This is a genomic window from Streptococcus sp., from assembly GCF_019414905.1.
Classification (GTDB): Bacteria; Bacillota; Bacilli; order Lactobacillales; family Streptococcaceae; genus Streptococcus.
Genome location: NZ_DXLC01000086.1, coordinates 1 through 14,173, shown reverse-complemented (window position 1 = coordinate 14,173; position 14,173 = coordinate 1). Strand labels below are relative to the sequence as shown.

Here is a 14,173-nt window from a genome sequence, read left to right as displayed (position 1 = left end):
CAAATATTATAGAGCCCGTTTTATTGTGAGAAAATTTATTTCATTTTCTCCTGAAATTGAGTTTTTACCCAGTCTCTAATGAGTTATTTCCAAGTGACCAGTTCGCTCCAAACGCTAACATTCGATATAGTAGAGGTTTCACCAGCTGGAACCCATTTGTTGGTGCCTAAGTATCTAACTTCTAGTTTACGAACGTTTACTGTGTAAGATGCTTTTAGTCTAATATAACCATAAGTGTAGGGTGGTACGTTATGGGAGACTGAGTGATTTAAACTAAGTCCAGCTCCAGACTCCGGAGCAGAAAAGCTAACACCTGCACCTACAGTCAGAGTAGCTCCCTCCAGCTTTTCCACCATAGGCAGTTGAACTTACAGGACCTGATGTGGTGCTTTTCTTGTAAGAGTGAGAGTATTTAGTTCTATAGTCTGCAACACCAGTTGCATTAGAACGAGTCTGATACGTAGATTTAGACTCTAAATAGGCGTCTCTAAGTTCAGTTGTATAAAATGACAATAACTCTCCTGTGTTGATATCTTTTACAATACGATTAGATACAATTTCATAATTTGTACCAGGATAGACATCAGCAAAAACCGTAGATGTTGTGACTAAGAATAATAGACTTGATAGTAGAGAGAAAAACAATAGTTTCAGTTTAATCATAACAAATTTCCTTTCTTCATGAGTAAAAGATTATTTTTTCAATCCTTTGAAAGTTATAATGCAACCCGAAATAATACTGAGAGTTCCTACAGGTCTCCAATATAGTTGCCAAAAGAATAAATTTATTCTTTCTTTCAGTGTCGCATAGGGTTCGGCATAATAGGGGTTAATGTGAAATAATAAAAAACCAAAACATAAAACTATGATTCCAGTTAAGAATAAAATGTCCTTATTTACTTTCCTCATAAAACCTCCTTTTATTTTATTTAAAGCGCTTTCTATTATTAGTATACGTCAAAAAAAGAAAAAAACAAGTCTATTTATTTATTTTTTTATATGGTATAATAGAATAGTTGGAGAGTTTTTATATAGCTTTAAAAGGCTGATATGAATACTTTGTATAATCTAATGATTCTTCAAAAAATTTCTTATTCAAACAAGAGCAAAGAGAAGGTGGGCTGCATATCAGAAGTTAGATGTATTTCTGTCTAACTTTTGAGGTGTAGTTCATTTTAAAACCACGAATCCTATGTGACTCGTGGTTCTTTTTTATAAACTGGTTGAGTGTTTTGGCTGCACTTTTTGCTCAGGGTCAATGTAGTTGATGGCATTGTTGACAGCGGTTGGAGCTTCTCCGAGGCCTGTCGCAATCAGGTCAATTTTTCCGTCATAGTAGCAGCAGTCTCCGATAGCATAGATACCTGATTGGCTAGATTCTTGCTTGCTGTTGACAATAATCTTGTGACGATTGAGGTCCAGACCCCAGTTTTTGAGGTTACCGACAGAAGATTTGAAACCATAGTTGACAAAGAGGTGGTCTAGGTCAATCGTTTCTGTTTCATCAGATTTAACTTTTGTGATTTCAAGTTTATCGAGCGTTTTTCTATCTCCAAGGAGTTGGCTAGGGACGAATGGTGTCTTGATGGTTACAGATGATTCCTGCAAGGCTTGGACACTGTGCTCCAAGGCGCGGAAATTATCTCTGCGGTGGACAAGGGTAGTTGGTGCAATTTTTTCAAAAGCCAAAGCCCAATCCACAGCCGAGTCTCCTCCACCAAGAATCGTCACTTTCTTACCAGCATATTGCTGGATGTTGGAAACGTGGTAGTGGATATTTTCATAGCCCTCAACGCCTTCTAGTTCCAGCGGACGTGGTTTAAAGGCACCGCCACCCATAGCGATGATAACAGTTTTAGACAGGTGACTTCCTTTAGAAGTGGTAATGGCAAAGCCTTCTTCTTGTTTTTCAATCTCAAGAACCGTTTCATTGAGATGAATAGGGGTATCAAAGCCGTTTAGCTGTTCAATTAAGCGGTTGGTCAATTCTTCTCCAGTCAGATTTGGGAAACCTGGGACGTCTAGGATTTCCTTTTCAGGATAGAGAATAGCAGGTTGTCCACCTAGTTGGGGAAGAGAGTCGATGATTTGGACCTTGGCTTGGCGTAGGTGGGCATAAAAGGCTGCAAAGAGCCCGACAGGACCACCACCTACAATGGTAATATCATAGAGTTGAGACATGGTTTCTCCTTTGTTTTTTCTAGTCATACTCTTCGAAAATCAAATTCAAACTACGTCAGCGTCGCCTTACCGTACTCAAGTACAGCCTGCGGCTAGCTTCCTAGTTTGCTCTTTGATTTTCATTGAGTATCAGTTTATTTTATCATATTTTTTCTTTAATTTAAAATGAAGTAGGATAGGGAAAAAAATGCCAGAAAAATGCTATAATAGAGAGGAACGTGTTTGGACAGAGAGGAGACAGCAGATGAACTTTCAACAATTATCCAACCTGCAATATTGGACTAGCTTGTTTTCTAGTCCTTGGAGTATTGCCATCAATCTGTTTGATATTTTGATTGTGACCTATGTTTTGTATCGTTTTACAAAAGCGATAGCTGGCACCAAGATTATGATTTTGGTGCGGGGGGTCTTGATCTTTGTATTAGCCCAGGTCGTGGCCAATATCCTTGGTTTAACAACGATTTCTTGGTTGATTAATCAGATTATCACCTATGGGGTTATTGCTGCGGTTGTTATCTTCTCTCCAGAGATTCGGACTGGTTTGGAACGTTTGGGAAGGGCGACAGATTTCTTTTCTACTACTCAAATTAGTGCAGAAGAGAAAATGATTCGTGCCTTTGTTAAGTCAGTTGAATACATGAGTCCCCGTAAGATTGGTGCTCTTGTTGCTATTCAACGGGTTCGGACCTTACAAGAATACATCGCGACAGGAATTCCCTTGGATGCCAAAATTTCGGCAGAACTCCTCATCAATATTTTTATTCCCAACACTCCTCTACATGATGGTGCTGTGATTATCAGAGAAAATCGGATTGCAGTCACCTCTGCCTATCTGCCCTTAACAGAAAGCACAGGGATTTCCAAGGAATTTGGGACCAGACACCGGGCGGCTATTGGTTTATCAGAAGTATCCGATGCCTTGACTTTCATTGTCTCAGAGGAAACAGGTGGCATTTCTATTACCTATAACGGTGTTTTCAAGCACGACTTGACGATTGAAGAATTTGAAGCAGAGCTACGAGCAATTCTTTTGCCAGCTGTTGAGGAAAAAGTCAGTTTCAAGGACCGTTTGCTAGGAGGCTGGAAATATGAGAAAAAATAGTCTATATATCATTTCATCTCTCTTTTTTGCTTGTGTCTTATTTATTTATGCAACGTCAACCAACTTTCAAAATAGCAATACCGCAAGGCAGGTCAAATCAGAAACCTACACTAATACGATAACGAACGTTCCTATCGATATTCACTACGATGATGACCAGTATTTCATTAGCGGATTTGCATCAGAAGTTTCAGTTGTGTTGACAGGTGCTAATCGTGTGACCTTGGCTAGCGAAATGCAGGAAAGCACTCGTAAGTTTAAGGTCACGGCAGATTTGACGGATGCTAGTGTTGGAACAATTGAAGTTCCCTTGAACATTGAAAATCTTCCAAGTGGATTGACTGCTGTGGCAACGCCTCAAAAGATCACAGTGAAAGTTGGGAAGAAGGTTAAGCGAGATGGGATGATTGTTGTGCCACAAGTTGACCAAAGCCAGATTGATCCGAAACTACAACTTGATAGTGTAACCGTGTCAAACGAACGAGTTTCGGTTACAACTGACCAGGAAACATTAGCTAAGATTGACAAAATTATTGCACTTTTACCAACCAGCGAACGGATTACAGGTAATTACAGTGGTTCGGTACCTTTGCAGGCAATCGATCGCAATGGTGTTGTCTTACCGGCAGTGATTACTCCATTTGATACAACAATGAAGGTCACTACAAAACCAGTATCACCAAGTTCAAGCACATCAAATTCAACTACAAGCAGTTCGTCGGAGACATCTTCGTCAACGAAAGCAACTAGTTCAAAAACGAATTAAAAATAGAAAAAGGATTTTATAAAAATGGGTAAATATTTTGGGACTGATGGAGTCCGTGGAGAAGCTAACGTAGAACTAACACCGGAATTGGCCTTTAAGCTAGGACGTTTTGGAGGCTATGTTCTCAGTCAACATGAAACGGAAGCACCGAAAGTCTTTGTAGGACGTGACACACGTCTTTCTGGGGAAATGCTAGAATCTGCCTTGGTGGCAGGTCTCCTTTCAGTTGGTATTCACGTATACAAACTAGGCGTTCTGGCAACACCAGCAGTAGCTTACTTGGTTAAAACAGAGGGAGCAAGTGCCGGTGTCATGATTTCTGCTAGCCACAACCCAGCCCTTGATAATGGAATTAAGTTCTTTGGCGGTGATGGCTTCAAACTAGACGACGAAAAAGAAGCAGAAATTGAAGCCTTGCTAGATGCTGCAGAAGATACTCTTCCTCGTCCAAGTGCTGAAGGCTTGGGAACCTTGGTAGATTATCCAGAAGGCTTGCGTAAGTATGAAAGCTACCTTGTTTCAACTGGAACGCCACTTGAAGGAATGAAAGTGGCTTTGGATACAGCCAATGGTGCCGCTTCTACAAGTGCCCGTCAGATTTTTGCTGATCTTGGTGCTCAATTGACGGTTATTGGGGAGACACCAGATGGGCTTAACATCAACCATAATGTTGGTTCAACCCACCCAGAAGCCCTTCAAGAAATTGTCAAACAAAGCGGCTCAGCTATTGGTTTGGCCTTTGACGGGGACAGTGACCGCTTGATTGCTGTTGATGAAAATGGCGACATCGTTGATGGTGACAAAATCATGTACATTATCGGGAAATACCTTTCTGAAAAAGGACAATTGGCTCAAAATACAATTGTGACAACTGTGATGTCTAACCTTGGTTTCCACAAGGCCTTGGACCGTGAAGGTATTAACAAGGTAGTCACTGCAGTTGGCGACCGCTACGTTGTTGAAGAAATGAGAAAATCAGGCTACAACCTTGGTGGTGAACAGTCTGGGCACGTTATCTTGATGGATTACAATACAACAGGTGATGGTCAATTATCAGCTGTCCAATTGACAAAAATCATGAAGGAAACTGGTAAGAGCTTGTCAGAGTTGGCTGCAGAAGTAACTATCTATCCACAAAAATTAGTCAATATCCGAGTGGAAAATGCCATGAAGGAAAAGGCCATGGAAGTGCCAGCTATCAAGGCTATCATCGAGAAGATGGAAGAAGAAATGGCAGGGAATGGCCGTATCCTTGTTCGCCCAAGTGGAACAGAGCCCCTTTTGCGTGTTATGTCAGAAGCGCCTACAACAGAAGAAGTAGACTACTATGTTGATACCATTGCAGACGTTGTTCGTGCTGAAATCGGGATTGACTAAAACTTAGAAAACTAGATGAAAATAAAAAATTATGGTACAATAGCTTATAATATTGTAGCCGAGGGAGAAAGACATGAATCTTAAACGTGAACAAGAATTTGTTAGTCAGTATCATTTTGATGCGCGTAATTTTGAATGGGAAAATGAAAATGGAGCTCCTGAAACTAAGGTGGATGTGAATTTCCAATTGCTCCAACATGATCAAGAAAATCAAGTGACTTCCTTGATTGTCATCTTGACATTTATGATTGTATTTGATAAGTTTGTCATCAGTGGAACCATTTCACAGGTAAATCATATCGATGGCCGTATTGTCAATGAACCAAGTGAATTGAGCCAAGAAGAAGTGGAAACTTTGGCTCGTCCATGTTTGAATATGCTCAACCGTTTGACTTACGAAGTAACTGAAATTGCATTAGACTTACCAGGAATCAATTTGGAGTTCTAATATGAAACTAGCTGTTATCACAGATTCTTCTGCCTATCTCAGTGCAGAGACCTTGCAAAGAGAAGATTTATTTGTCTTGGATATTCCTGTCAATATTGATGGTGAGGAGTATATCGAAGGTTTCAATCTGACTGCTGAGGAATTTTACCAAAAAATGGCTCAGGCTTCTGAATTGCCTAAGACTAGTCAACCAAGTATTGCCAAGTTAGATGAAATCTTAACTTCGCTCAAAGAAAAAGGCTATACCCATGCCTTGGGGCTTTTCCTATCTTCTGGAATTTCAGGTTTTTACCAAAATATCCAGTATATGATAGATGACTATGAGGGCTTAACCATTGCCTTCCCAGACACTTTGATTACAAGTGCTCCTCTGGGTATCATGGTTGAAAGCGTCTTTAACTGGCGAGACCAGGGCGATGATTTTGCCATCATTCAGGATAAGCTAGCCATTCAAATTAGTCGTACGTCAGCCTTTATCATGGTAGATGATTTGGATCATTTGGTTAAAGGTGGACGCCTTTCAAATGGGGCTGCCATTTTGGGCAATTTGCTTAGCATTAAGCCAATCCTTTATTTCAACGACCAAGGTGTGATTGAAGTTTACGAAAAAGTTCGTACTGAAAAGAAAGCCACAAAGCGCTTAATTGAAATCATCAAGGAAACCACAGCTTCAGGCCAATATCGGGTCATTGTCATTCACGGAAATGCTCCTGAAAAGGCTGAAGAGTTGCGTCAACACTTGCTTGAATCTGGAGTGGGTACGGATATTTCACTTGCTACATTTGGTAGTGTCATTGGAACACACCTAGGTGCAGGAAGCATTGCTCTGGGTTATATTCCAGTGATTTAGTTGGCACTTCTAGACTAGTTAAGAAGTTAGCAAATGAACACGCCTGGAACCTTGTGTGAAAAAGATAGTTCTTTCAAGGAGTAGACACTCTTTGATCAGAACTCCTATTTTCACGTTGTGTTCTTACAGGCTTTGTATCTTGGAAATTGAACATGGACTATCTGCCTCTTGAAAAAAGATGACTGCCTTGACTTTCATGGAAAGTCAGCCCCATTCCCTATTTTTCATGGGTAGCTAAGGTCCTTTGTATCTTAGACAGGAGTAGAGATGAGTATTCGAGTAATTATTGCTGGTTTTAAGGGAAAGATGGGCCAGGCTGCTTGTCAGATGGTCTTGGCTGATCCAGAATTGGACTTGGTAGCAGTTTTGGATCCGTTTGAGTCTGAGTCAGAATGGCAGGGTATTCCTGTTTTCAAGGATAAGGTTGATTTAGCGGGCTTTGAAGCGGATGTCTGGGTAGACTTTACTACACCAGCTGTTGCCTATGAAAATACGCGCTTTGCTCTTGAAAATGGCTTTGCTCCAGTAGTTGGAACAACAGGTTTTACTAGTGAAGAAATTGCAGAACTAAAAGAATTTTCTCGTGCCCAAGACTTGGGTGGCTTGATTGCCCCTAACTTTGCCTTGGGTGCTGTCTTGCTCATGCAATTTGCGACGCAGGCTGCTAAATATTTCCCAAATGTGGAGATTATAGAGCTCCATCATGACAAGAAAAAGGATGCCCCGAGTGGAACAGCTATTAAAACAGCTGAGATGATGGCAGAAGTTCGAGAGTCTATTCAGCAAGGGGCTGTGGATGAGGAAGAGCTGATTGCTGGTGCTCGTGGTGCTGACTTTGATGGCATGCGTATTCACTCAGTTCGTTTGCCAGGCTTGGTAGCTCATCAGGAAGTCATCTTTGGCAATCAAGGAGAAGGATTGACCCTCCGTCATGACTCCTATGATCGCAGCTCCTTCATGACAGGGGTGAATTTGGGAATTAAAGAAGTTGTCAAGCGTCATGAGCTTGTCTATGGATTAGAACACTTATTATGAGATTAACGCAAATGCCTTCTGAATTTCAGAAGGCTTTACCAGTATTAGAAAAAATTAAAGAAGCAGGTTTTGAGGCTTATTTTGTTGGGGGCTCTGTTCGAGATGCCCTACTCAATCGTCCCATCCATGATGTGGATATTGCGACATCTTCTTATCCAGAAGAAACCAAGCAGATTTTTCCGCGAACAGCCGATATCGGAATCGAGCATGGAACTGTCTTGGTCTTAGATGGGGAAGAGGAGTATGAGGTGACCACCTTTCGGACAGAGGATGTTTATGTAGACTATCGCAGACCCAGTTCGGTTTCCTTTGTGCGTTCGCTAGAAGAAGACCTCAAGCGTCGTGATTTCACAGTCAACGCCTTTGCCTTGGACGAGACAGGGGAAATCATTGACTTGTTCCATGGGTTAGAAGATATGGAAAATCAAGTCTTGCGAGCAGTTGGAGTGGCTAGTGAACGTTTCAACGAAGATGCTTTGCGGATTATGCGTGGTTTCCGTTTTCAGGCCAGTCTTGGCTTTGAGCTAGAGCAAGAAACATTCAAAGCTATGAAGACCTTGACGCCATTGTTGGAGAAAATTTCTGTAGAGCGTACCTTTGTTGAGTTTGATAAACTATTGCTGGCTCCATTTTGGAGAAGGGGTTTGACTTCCATGATTGAGAGTCAAGCTTATGACTATCTTCCTGATATGGCATCTAGTCAGGATAAGCTCAACAGACTGTTTGAATTGGAGACTGATTTCACCTTTGAATCCTCTGAACAAGCCTGGGCGGCTCTACTATGGGCGTTGGAGATTGAAAATGCGCAGCCATTTTTGAAGGTTTGGAAGACCTCACGTCAGTTTGCCAAGCAAGTTCAGAATTTACTGACTATTTTGGCCTTGCGTGAAAAGGGAGAATTGAGCAAGCGCGATTGTTATCGCTTTGATTTAGATTTACTCTTACAGGCTGAAAATCTTCGTCAGGCTCAAGGAAAAGAAGTCAACCCACAAGCCATCACAGAAACCTATCAGAGTCTGACCATTCATGATAAGAAAGAAATCCAAATCAACGGTGGTATTTTGATTAAGGAATATGGGTATCAACCAGGGCCAGACTTGGGAGAGATTTTAACAGAGATTGAATATGCCATTGTCGATGGGGAATTGGAAAATGACCGCCAAGCCATCCATGCTTATCTGAAGGAGAAAAAATGAGTGATTTTATCGTTGAAAAACTAAGTAAATCCGTCGGTGACAAGACCGTTTTTAAGGATATTTCCTTTATTATCCATGACTTAGACAGAATTGGTCTGATTGGTGTCAATGGAACAGGGAAGACCACTCTTTTAGATGTTCTTTCTGGTGTTTCTGGCTTTGATGGGGATGTCAGTCCCTTTTCAGCTAAGAATGATTACCAGATTGGTTACTTGACACAGGATCCTGATTTTGATGATAGCAAGACGGTCTTAGATACGGTCCTATCTAGCGACCTCAAGGAAATCCAGCTCATTCGTGAGTATGAGCTCCTCATGCTCAACTACAGTGAGGACAAGCAGGTGCGTTTGGAACGGATCATGGCAGAGATGGATTCCCTCCAAGCTTGGGAAATTGAGAGTCAGGTCAAGACGGTTCTCAGCAAGTTGGGTATTCAGGACTTATCTACTCCTGTTGGGGAATTGTCAGGTGGTCTGAGAAGACGCGTCCAGTTGGCGCAAGTCTTACTTGGTAACCACGACCTCTTACTTTTGGATGAGCCAACCAACCATCTGGACATTGCGACCATTGAGTGGCTGACCCTCTTTTTAAAAAATTCTAAGAAAACTGTCCTTTTTATCACCCATGATCGTTACTTCTTAGACGCTTTGTCAACACGGATTTTCGAGTTGGATAGAGCTGGATTGACCGAGTATCAGGGCAATTATCAGGATTATGTTCGCCTCAAGGCGGAACAAGACGAGCGCGATGCAGCACTTCTCCACAAAAAGGAACAACTTTATAAACAAGAATTGGCCTGGATGCGCAGACAACCGCAGGCGCGTGCGACCAAGCAGCAGGCTCGTATCAATCGTTTCCATGACTTGAAGAAAGAAGTTTCAGGTGGCGTTGCTGAGACAGACTTGACCATGAACTTTGAAACTAGTCGGATTGGGAAAAAGGTCATCGAGTTTCAGGATGTTTCCTTTGCCTATGAAAACAAGCCCATTTTGCAAAATTTTAATCTCTTGGTGCAGGCTAAAGACCGTATCGGAATCGTTGGGGATAACGGTGTTGGGAAATCAACCCTGCTCAATCTGATTGCAGGCAGTCTTGAGCCGACAGCAGGACAAGTTGTGATTGGGGAAACTGTTCGCATTGCCTATTTCTCTCAACAAATTGAGGGTTTGGATGAAAGCAAGCGTGTGATCAATTACCTGCAGGAAGTGGCAGAAGAGGTCAAGACCAGCGGTGGTTCTAGTACTTCGATTGCAGAGTTGCTGGAGCAGTTCCTTTTCCCGCGTTCGACGCATGGAACCTTGATTGAGAAATTGTCTGGGGGAGAGAAAAAACGTCTTTATCTTCTCAAATTGCTCTTGGAAAAATCAAATGTTCTTCTCTTGGACGAGCCAACCAATGATTTGGATATTGCAACCTTGACAGTCTTGGAGAATTTCTTGCAAGGCTTTGCAGGTCCTGTCTTGACAGTTAGCCATGACCGCTATTTCTTGGATAAGGTAGCGAACAAGATTCTCGCTTTTGAAGATGGCAAGATTCGTCCTTTCTTTGGTCATTACACCGACTATCTTGATGAAAAATCCTTTGAAACAGAGATGGCCAATCAAGTGCAAAAAGCTGAAAAGGAAAAAGTGGTCAAGGTTCGAGAAGAGAAGAAACGCATGACCTACCAAGAAAAGCAGGAGTGGGCAAGCATTGAAGGGGATATTGAAGCCTTGGAAAATCGTATTGCTGCTATTGAAGAAGAAATGCAGGCAAATGGCTCTGACTTTGGTAAGCTGGCTACTCTCCAAAAAGAACTGGATGAGAAAAACGAAGAACTCCTTGAAAAATACGAGCGCTATGAATATCTAAGTGAATTTGATAGCTAGAAGAATAGAAAAATCCCGTCTCATGGACGGGATTTCTCTATTCTTTTTTGGTTTCTTGATGAAAGATATTTTGCCAAGTTTCGTGGCGTCGCCAGATACTGGTATGAACGATACCATCTAACTCATAGCAGATGAGTTTGGTTTTCTGACTGATGGAAGTGATTTGAATATCCTTGATAGCAGAATTCAACTCTTTTTCGGCTTTATAAGCCTCTTTATCCATCTGCTCTCCATCTTTCCGAATATAGAAAAAATCATCAGCCAAGAGTTCTTCCAGTTGATTTCCTTGGTCAATCAATTGTTCACGCATGAGCAATTTTTTGTAGACATTATCTAAAATTTCATCCTCAGGGATAGGTGCTGGCTCGATATGGATATCGGTATCAAAGACGCCAAAACGTTCCTCCAGCATAGACTCGACTTGATCCGCAATCTCGTGGCTTTCAAAAACCGACAGGTCGGGATTCATTTCAAGAGTGATATCCAAGTAAATATTGCTGCCGTAGGTGCGACCTCTTTGGGACTTAACCTTGCTGATTTTGGGAATTTCCATGATGGCCTTTTGATAGTCCTCAAGCAGGCGGTCGTCAAAGCCATCTGAAAGGCTAAAGGAAGATTCGATGAAGATATCATAGGCAGTTTTCAAGATAAAGAAAGTGATGATGATGGCGACCAGTTTATCTACAATGGGATAATTGAAACTGCTAGCTAGGATGGCAATGGTAGTTCCCAGTGAGGTAACAGCGTCAGAAAGATTGTCCTTTGCTGCGGCCTTCAGTGCTTTGGAGTTGGATTTCTTACTGAGGCGAGTATTGTAGAGATAAACTAGAAACATAATCGCTGCAGAAATGATTCCCAGAGTTGCACCAAGAGGGTCAATGACCGTTTCTTCATGACTGAGAATTTTTTGAATGGTATCCCTTAGCACATCGAAACCGACATAGAACATGATGATGGAAGTAATTAAGCTAGCTAAATCCTCAATCTTCCAGTGGCCAAAACGGTGGTCACGGTCTGCAGGTTGGCGCGCCATCCGAATCCCAATTAAGAGGGCCACATTTCCAATGATGTCCGAGACGTTGTTGAAACCATCGGCCACCAAACTGGATGAATGAAGAAGATGACCAGTTGCTAGTTTTGCTGCTGATAAGAGCAGATAGGTCGAAATACTGATAATGGCCCCACGTTCAGCTAACTTGAGATTTGAGATAGATTGCTTCATTCAACTTCCTTTCTAGTCACATAGCATTTTACCATTATACTGGTTTTCAAGGGAAAATTCAAATAAGGCAGTTTTTACTCTTTGAAAACTTTTCAAAATTTGGTATAATAGAACTACTCAAGGGAGTAGCTGGCAGAAACCTGCGATAGTGTCGTCATTCCGAATTTTATACTGAAAAGTATGCTTTCCGGCACTATCTTAAACAGCGAGACTTGTTATGATTAACAGGTCTCTTTTTGTTTGTCGTGAAAATATACGATGAGGAAAAGAGAGTCTGTTTTGCACACAATGTCAAGGAGGAGACACATGTCAAAAGAACAAAAACGCCAAGCGTTTTATACTCAGAGTCCTGAAGAGGTCTTGAAGGCTGTGGATGCGACCGAGCAAGGTTTGTCATCAAGCGAGGCGGAAAAACGCCTTGCCGAATTTGGCCACAATGAACTCGAAGAAGGCGAGAAACGATCAATACTGGTCAAGTTCATCGAGCAATTTAAGGATTTGATGATTATCATCCTAGTTGCGGCAGCAATCTTGTCAGTCGTGACTTCTGGTGGGGAAGATATCGCAGATGCCATTATCATCCTAGCCGTGGTTATCATTAACGCTGCCTTTGGTGTTTACCAAGAAGGAAAAGCAGAAGAAGCTATCGAAGCCCTCAAATCCATGTCTAGTCCAGCAGCCCGTGTTCTTCGTGATGGTCACATGACTGAGATTGACTCTAAAGAATTGGTTCCAGGAGATATCGTTGCCCTTGAAGCAGGTGATGTGGTACCAGCAGACCTACGTTTGCTAGAAGCCAATTCTCTTAAAATCGAAGAAGCTGCTTTGACAGGTGAGTCTGTGCCAGTCGAAAAAGACTTATCAGTAGAATTGGCTTCAGATGCTGGTCTTGGTGACCGTGTCAATATGGCCTTCCAAAACTCTAACGTGACCTATGGTCGTGGGATGGGTGTTGTTGTTAATACAGGGATGTATACTGAGGTTGGTCACATCGCTGGTATGCTTCAAGATGCGGATGAGACAGATACACCACTCAAACAAAACTTGAATAACCTTTCTAAGGTCTTGACCTATGCTATCTTGGTCATTGCCCTTGTTACTTTTGTAGTGGGTGTCTTCATTCAAGGAAAAAATCCACTTGGTGAGTTGATGACCTCTGTTGCGCTTGCCGTTGCAGCCATTCCAGAAGGGCTCCCAGCTATTGTAACTATTGTTCTTGCCCTTGGTACGCAAGTCTTAGCTAAACGTAATTCTATCGTTCGTAAGTTGCCAGCAGTAGAAACACTTGGTTCAACAGAAATCATCGCTTCTGATAAGACTGGTACGCTGACTATGAACAAGATGACAGTTGAAAAAGTCTTTTACGATGCGGTATTGCATGACTCAGCTGATGACATTGAATTGGGTCTTGAAATGCCATTACTTCGTTCAGTTGTCTTGGCCAATGATACGAAAATTGATGTTGAAGGCAACCTGATTGGTGACCCTACTGAAACAGCCTTTATCCAGTATGCCTTGGACAAGGGCTACGATGTTAAAGGATTTTTAGACAAATATCCTCGTGTAGCTGAGTTGCCATTTGATTCTGAACGTAAGCTCATGTCAACAGTTCATCCACTTGCAGATGGACGCTTCCTCGTAGCAGTCAAGGGTGCGCCAGACCAACTTTTGAAACGTTGTGTTCTTCGTGATAAAGCTGGGGATATTGCTCCGATTGATGAGAAGGTTACAAACCTCATTCACACAAACAACTCTGAAATGGCCCACCAAGCCTTGCGTGTCCTTGCAGGTGCTTATAAGATTATTGACAGCATTCCAGAAAACCTCACTTCTGAAGAGCTTGAAAATAATTTAATCTTTACTGGTTTGATTGGAATGATTGACCCTGAACGTCCTGAAGCTGCTGAGGCTGTTCGTGTGGCTAAGGAAGCGGGAATCCGTCCAATCATGATTACGGGTGATCATCAAGATACTGCAGAAGCTATTGCCAAACGTTTGGGAATCATTGATGCAAACGATACAGAAGGTCACGTTTTAACTGGTGCTGAACTCAATGAACTGTCAGATGAAGACTTTGAAAAAGTAGTTGGTCAATACTCTGTTTATGCCCGTGTGTCTCCAGAACACA

At 42.0% G+C, this 14,173-nt stretch carries 12 protein-coding genes; 9 read left to right on the top strand and 3 right to left on the bottom strand.

What is annotated here, in order from left to right; genetic code table 11:
* Positions 1–306: 306 nt before the first annotated feature.
* Together QZ359_RS02485 and QZ359_RS02480 are read right to left on the bottom strand one after the other, a co-directional pair.
* Complete coding sequence (locus QZ359_RS02485) at positions 307–663, bottom strand: hypothetical protein (RefSeq protein ID WP_293957966.1); 357 nt, start codon at positions 661–663, stop codon at positions 307–309.
* Positions 664–1,212: 549 nt separating this feature from the next.
* Positions 1,213–2,181, bottom strand: a complete 969-nt coding sequence (locus tag QZ359_RS02480) for an NAD(P)/FAD-dependent oxidoreductase (protein WP_293957964.1) — start codon at positions 2,179–2,181, stop codon at positions 1,213–1,215.
* Positions 2,182–2,425: 244 nt separating this feature from the next.
* Here QZ359_RS02480 and cdaA point away from each other — a divergent pair, with 244 nt between their 5' ends.
* The 8 genes from cdaA (at position 2,426) to QZ359_RS02440 (ending at position 10,823) form a co-directional block, all read left to right on the top strand.
* The gene (cdaA, locus tag QZ359_RS02475; protein ID WP_261064379.1) at positions 2,426–3,283 is read left to right on the top strand and encodes a diadenylate cyclase CdaA; all 858 of its coding nucleotides are present in this window, start codon (positions 2,426–2,428) and stop codon (positions 3,281–3,283) included.
* Positions 3,270–4,049, top strand: coding sequence for a CdaR family protein (locus QZ359_RS02470; protein WP_293957959.1), 780 nt, complete (start codon positions 3,270–3,272; stop codon positions 4,047–4,049). Before cdaA ends, QZ359_RS02470 begins: the two co-directional genes overlap by 14 nt.
* A gap of 24 nt (positions 4,050–4,073) precedes the next feature.
* Complete coding sequence (glmM, locus tag QZ359_RS02465; RefSeq protein ID WP_293957957.1) at positions 4,074–5,426, top strand: phosphoglucosamine mutase; 1,353 nt, start codon at positions 4,074–4,076, stop codon at positions 5,424–5,426.
* A gap of 73 nt (positions 5,427–5,499) precedes the next feature.
* Positions 5,500–5,874 carry a DUF1149 family protein gene (locus QZ359_RS02460; protein ID WP_001050087.1) on the top strand — a complete coding sequence of 125 codons (375 nt, stop codon included), beginning with the start codon at positions 5,500–5,502 and terminating at the stop codon, positions 5,872–5,874.
* A 1-nt stretch (position 5,875) separates the two neighbouring features.
* Positions 5,876–6,724: a DegV family protein gene (locus QZ359_RS02455; RefSeq protein WP_293957953.1), complete on the top strand. Its 849-nt coding sequence runs from the start codon at positions 5,876–5,878 to the stop codon at positions 6,722–6,724.
* Positions 6,725–6,991: 267 nt separating this feature from the next.
* A complete protein-coding gene (dapB, locus tag QZ359_RS02450; RefSeq protein ID WP_293957951.1) occupies positions 6,992–7,759 on the top strand; it encodes a 4-hydroxy-tetrahydrodipicolinate reductase in 768 nt (255 codons plus the stop codon).
* A complete protein-coding gene (locus tag QZ359_RS02445) occupies positions 7,756–8,955 on the top strand; it encodes a CCA tRNA nucleotidyltransferase (RefSeq protein ID WP_293957949.1) in 1,200 nt (399 codons plus the stop codon). The genes dapB and QZ359_RS02445 overlap by 4 nt, the downstream gene beginning before the upstream one ends.
* Positions 8,952–10,823: an ABC-F family ATP-binding cassette domain-containing protein gene (locus QZ359_RS02440; RefSeq protein ID WP_293957947.1), complete on the top strand. Its 1,872-nt coding sequence runs from the start codon at positions 8,952–8,954 to the stop codon at positions 10,821–10,823. Before QZ359_RS02445 ends, QZ359_RS02440 begins: the two co-directional genes overlap by 4 nt.
* Positions 10,824–10,860: 37 nt before the next feature.
* Here the strand turns inward: QZ359_RS02440 and mntE are convergent, their stop codons facing one another.
* Entirely contained in the window at positions 10,861–12,045 is a 1,185-nt protein-coding gene (gene mntE, locus QZ359_RS02435) for a CDF family manganese efflux transporter MntE (protein ID WP_293957945.1), read from the bottom strand.
* Positions 12,046–12,351: 306 nt separating this feature from the next.
* Between mntE and QZ359_RS02430 the strand changes: the two genes are divergently transcribed.
* The coding region (locus QZ359_RS02430; RefSeq protein WP_293957943.1) for an HAD-IC family P-type ATPase at positions 12,352–14,173 on the top strand (1,822 nt) is incomplete at its 3' end.

Coding starts and splice junctions, on each gene's coding strand:
- QZ359_RS02485 (WP_293957966.1), bottom strand. CDS start 663: ATGATTAAACTGAAACTATTGTTTTTCTCTCTACTATCAAGTCTATTA.
- QZ359_RS02480 (WP_293957964.1), bottom strand. CDS start 2,181: ATGTCTCAACTCTATGATATTACCATTGTAGGTGGTGGTCCTGTCGGG.
- cdaA (WP_261064379.1), top strand. CDS start 2,426: ATGAACTTTCAACAATTATCCAACCTGCAATATTGGACTAGCTTGTTT.
- QZ359_RS02470 (WP_293957959.1), top strand. CDS start 3,270: ATGAGAAAAAATAGTCTATATATCATTTCATCTCTCTTTTTTGCTTGT.
- glmM (WP_293957957.1), top strand. CDS start 4,074: ATGGGTAAATATTTTGGGACTGATGGAGTCCGTGGAGAAGCTAACGTA.
- QZ359_RS02460 (WP_001050087.1), top strand. CDS start 5,500: ATGAATCTTAAACGTGAACAAGAATTTGTTAGTCAGTATCATTTTGAT.
- QZ359_RS02455 (WP_293957953.1), top strand. CDS start 5,876: ATGAAACTAGCTGTTATCACAGATTCTTCTGCCTATCTCAGTGCAGAG.
- dapB (WP_293957951.1), top strand. CDS start 6,992: ATGAGTATTCGAGTAATTATTGCTGGTTTTAAGGGAAAGATGGGCCAG.
- QZ359_RS02445 (WP_293957949.1), top strand. CDS start 7,756: ATGAGATTAACGCAAATGCCTTCTGAATTTCAGAAGGCTTTACCAGTA.
- QZ359_RS02440 (WP_293957947.1), top strand. CDS start 8,952: ATGAGTGATTTTATCGTTGAAAAACTAAGTAAATCCGTCGGTGACAAG.
- mntE (WP_293957945.1), bottom strand. CDS start 12,045: ATGAAGCAATCTATCTCAAATCTCAAGTTAGCTGAACGTGGGGCCATT.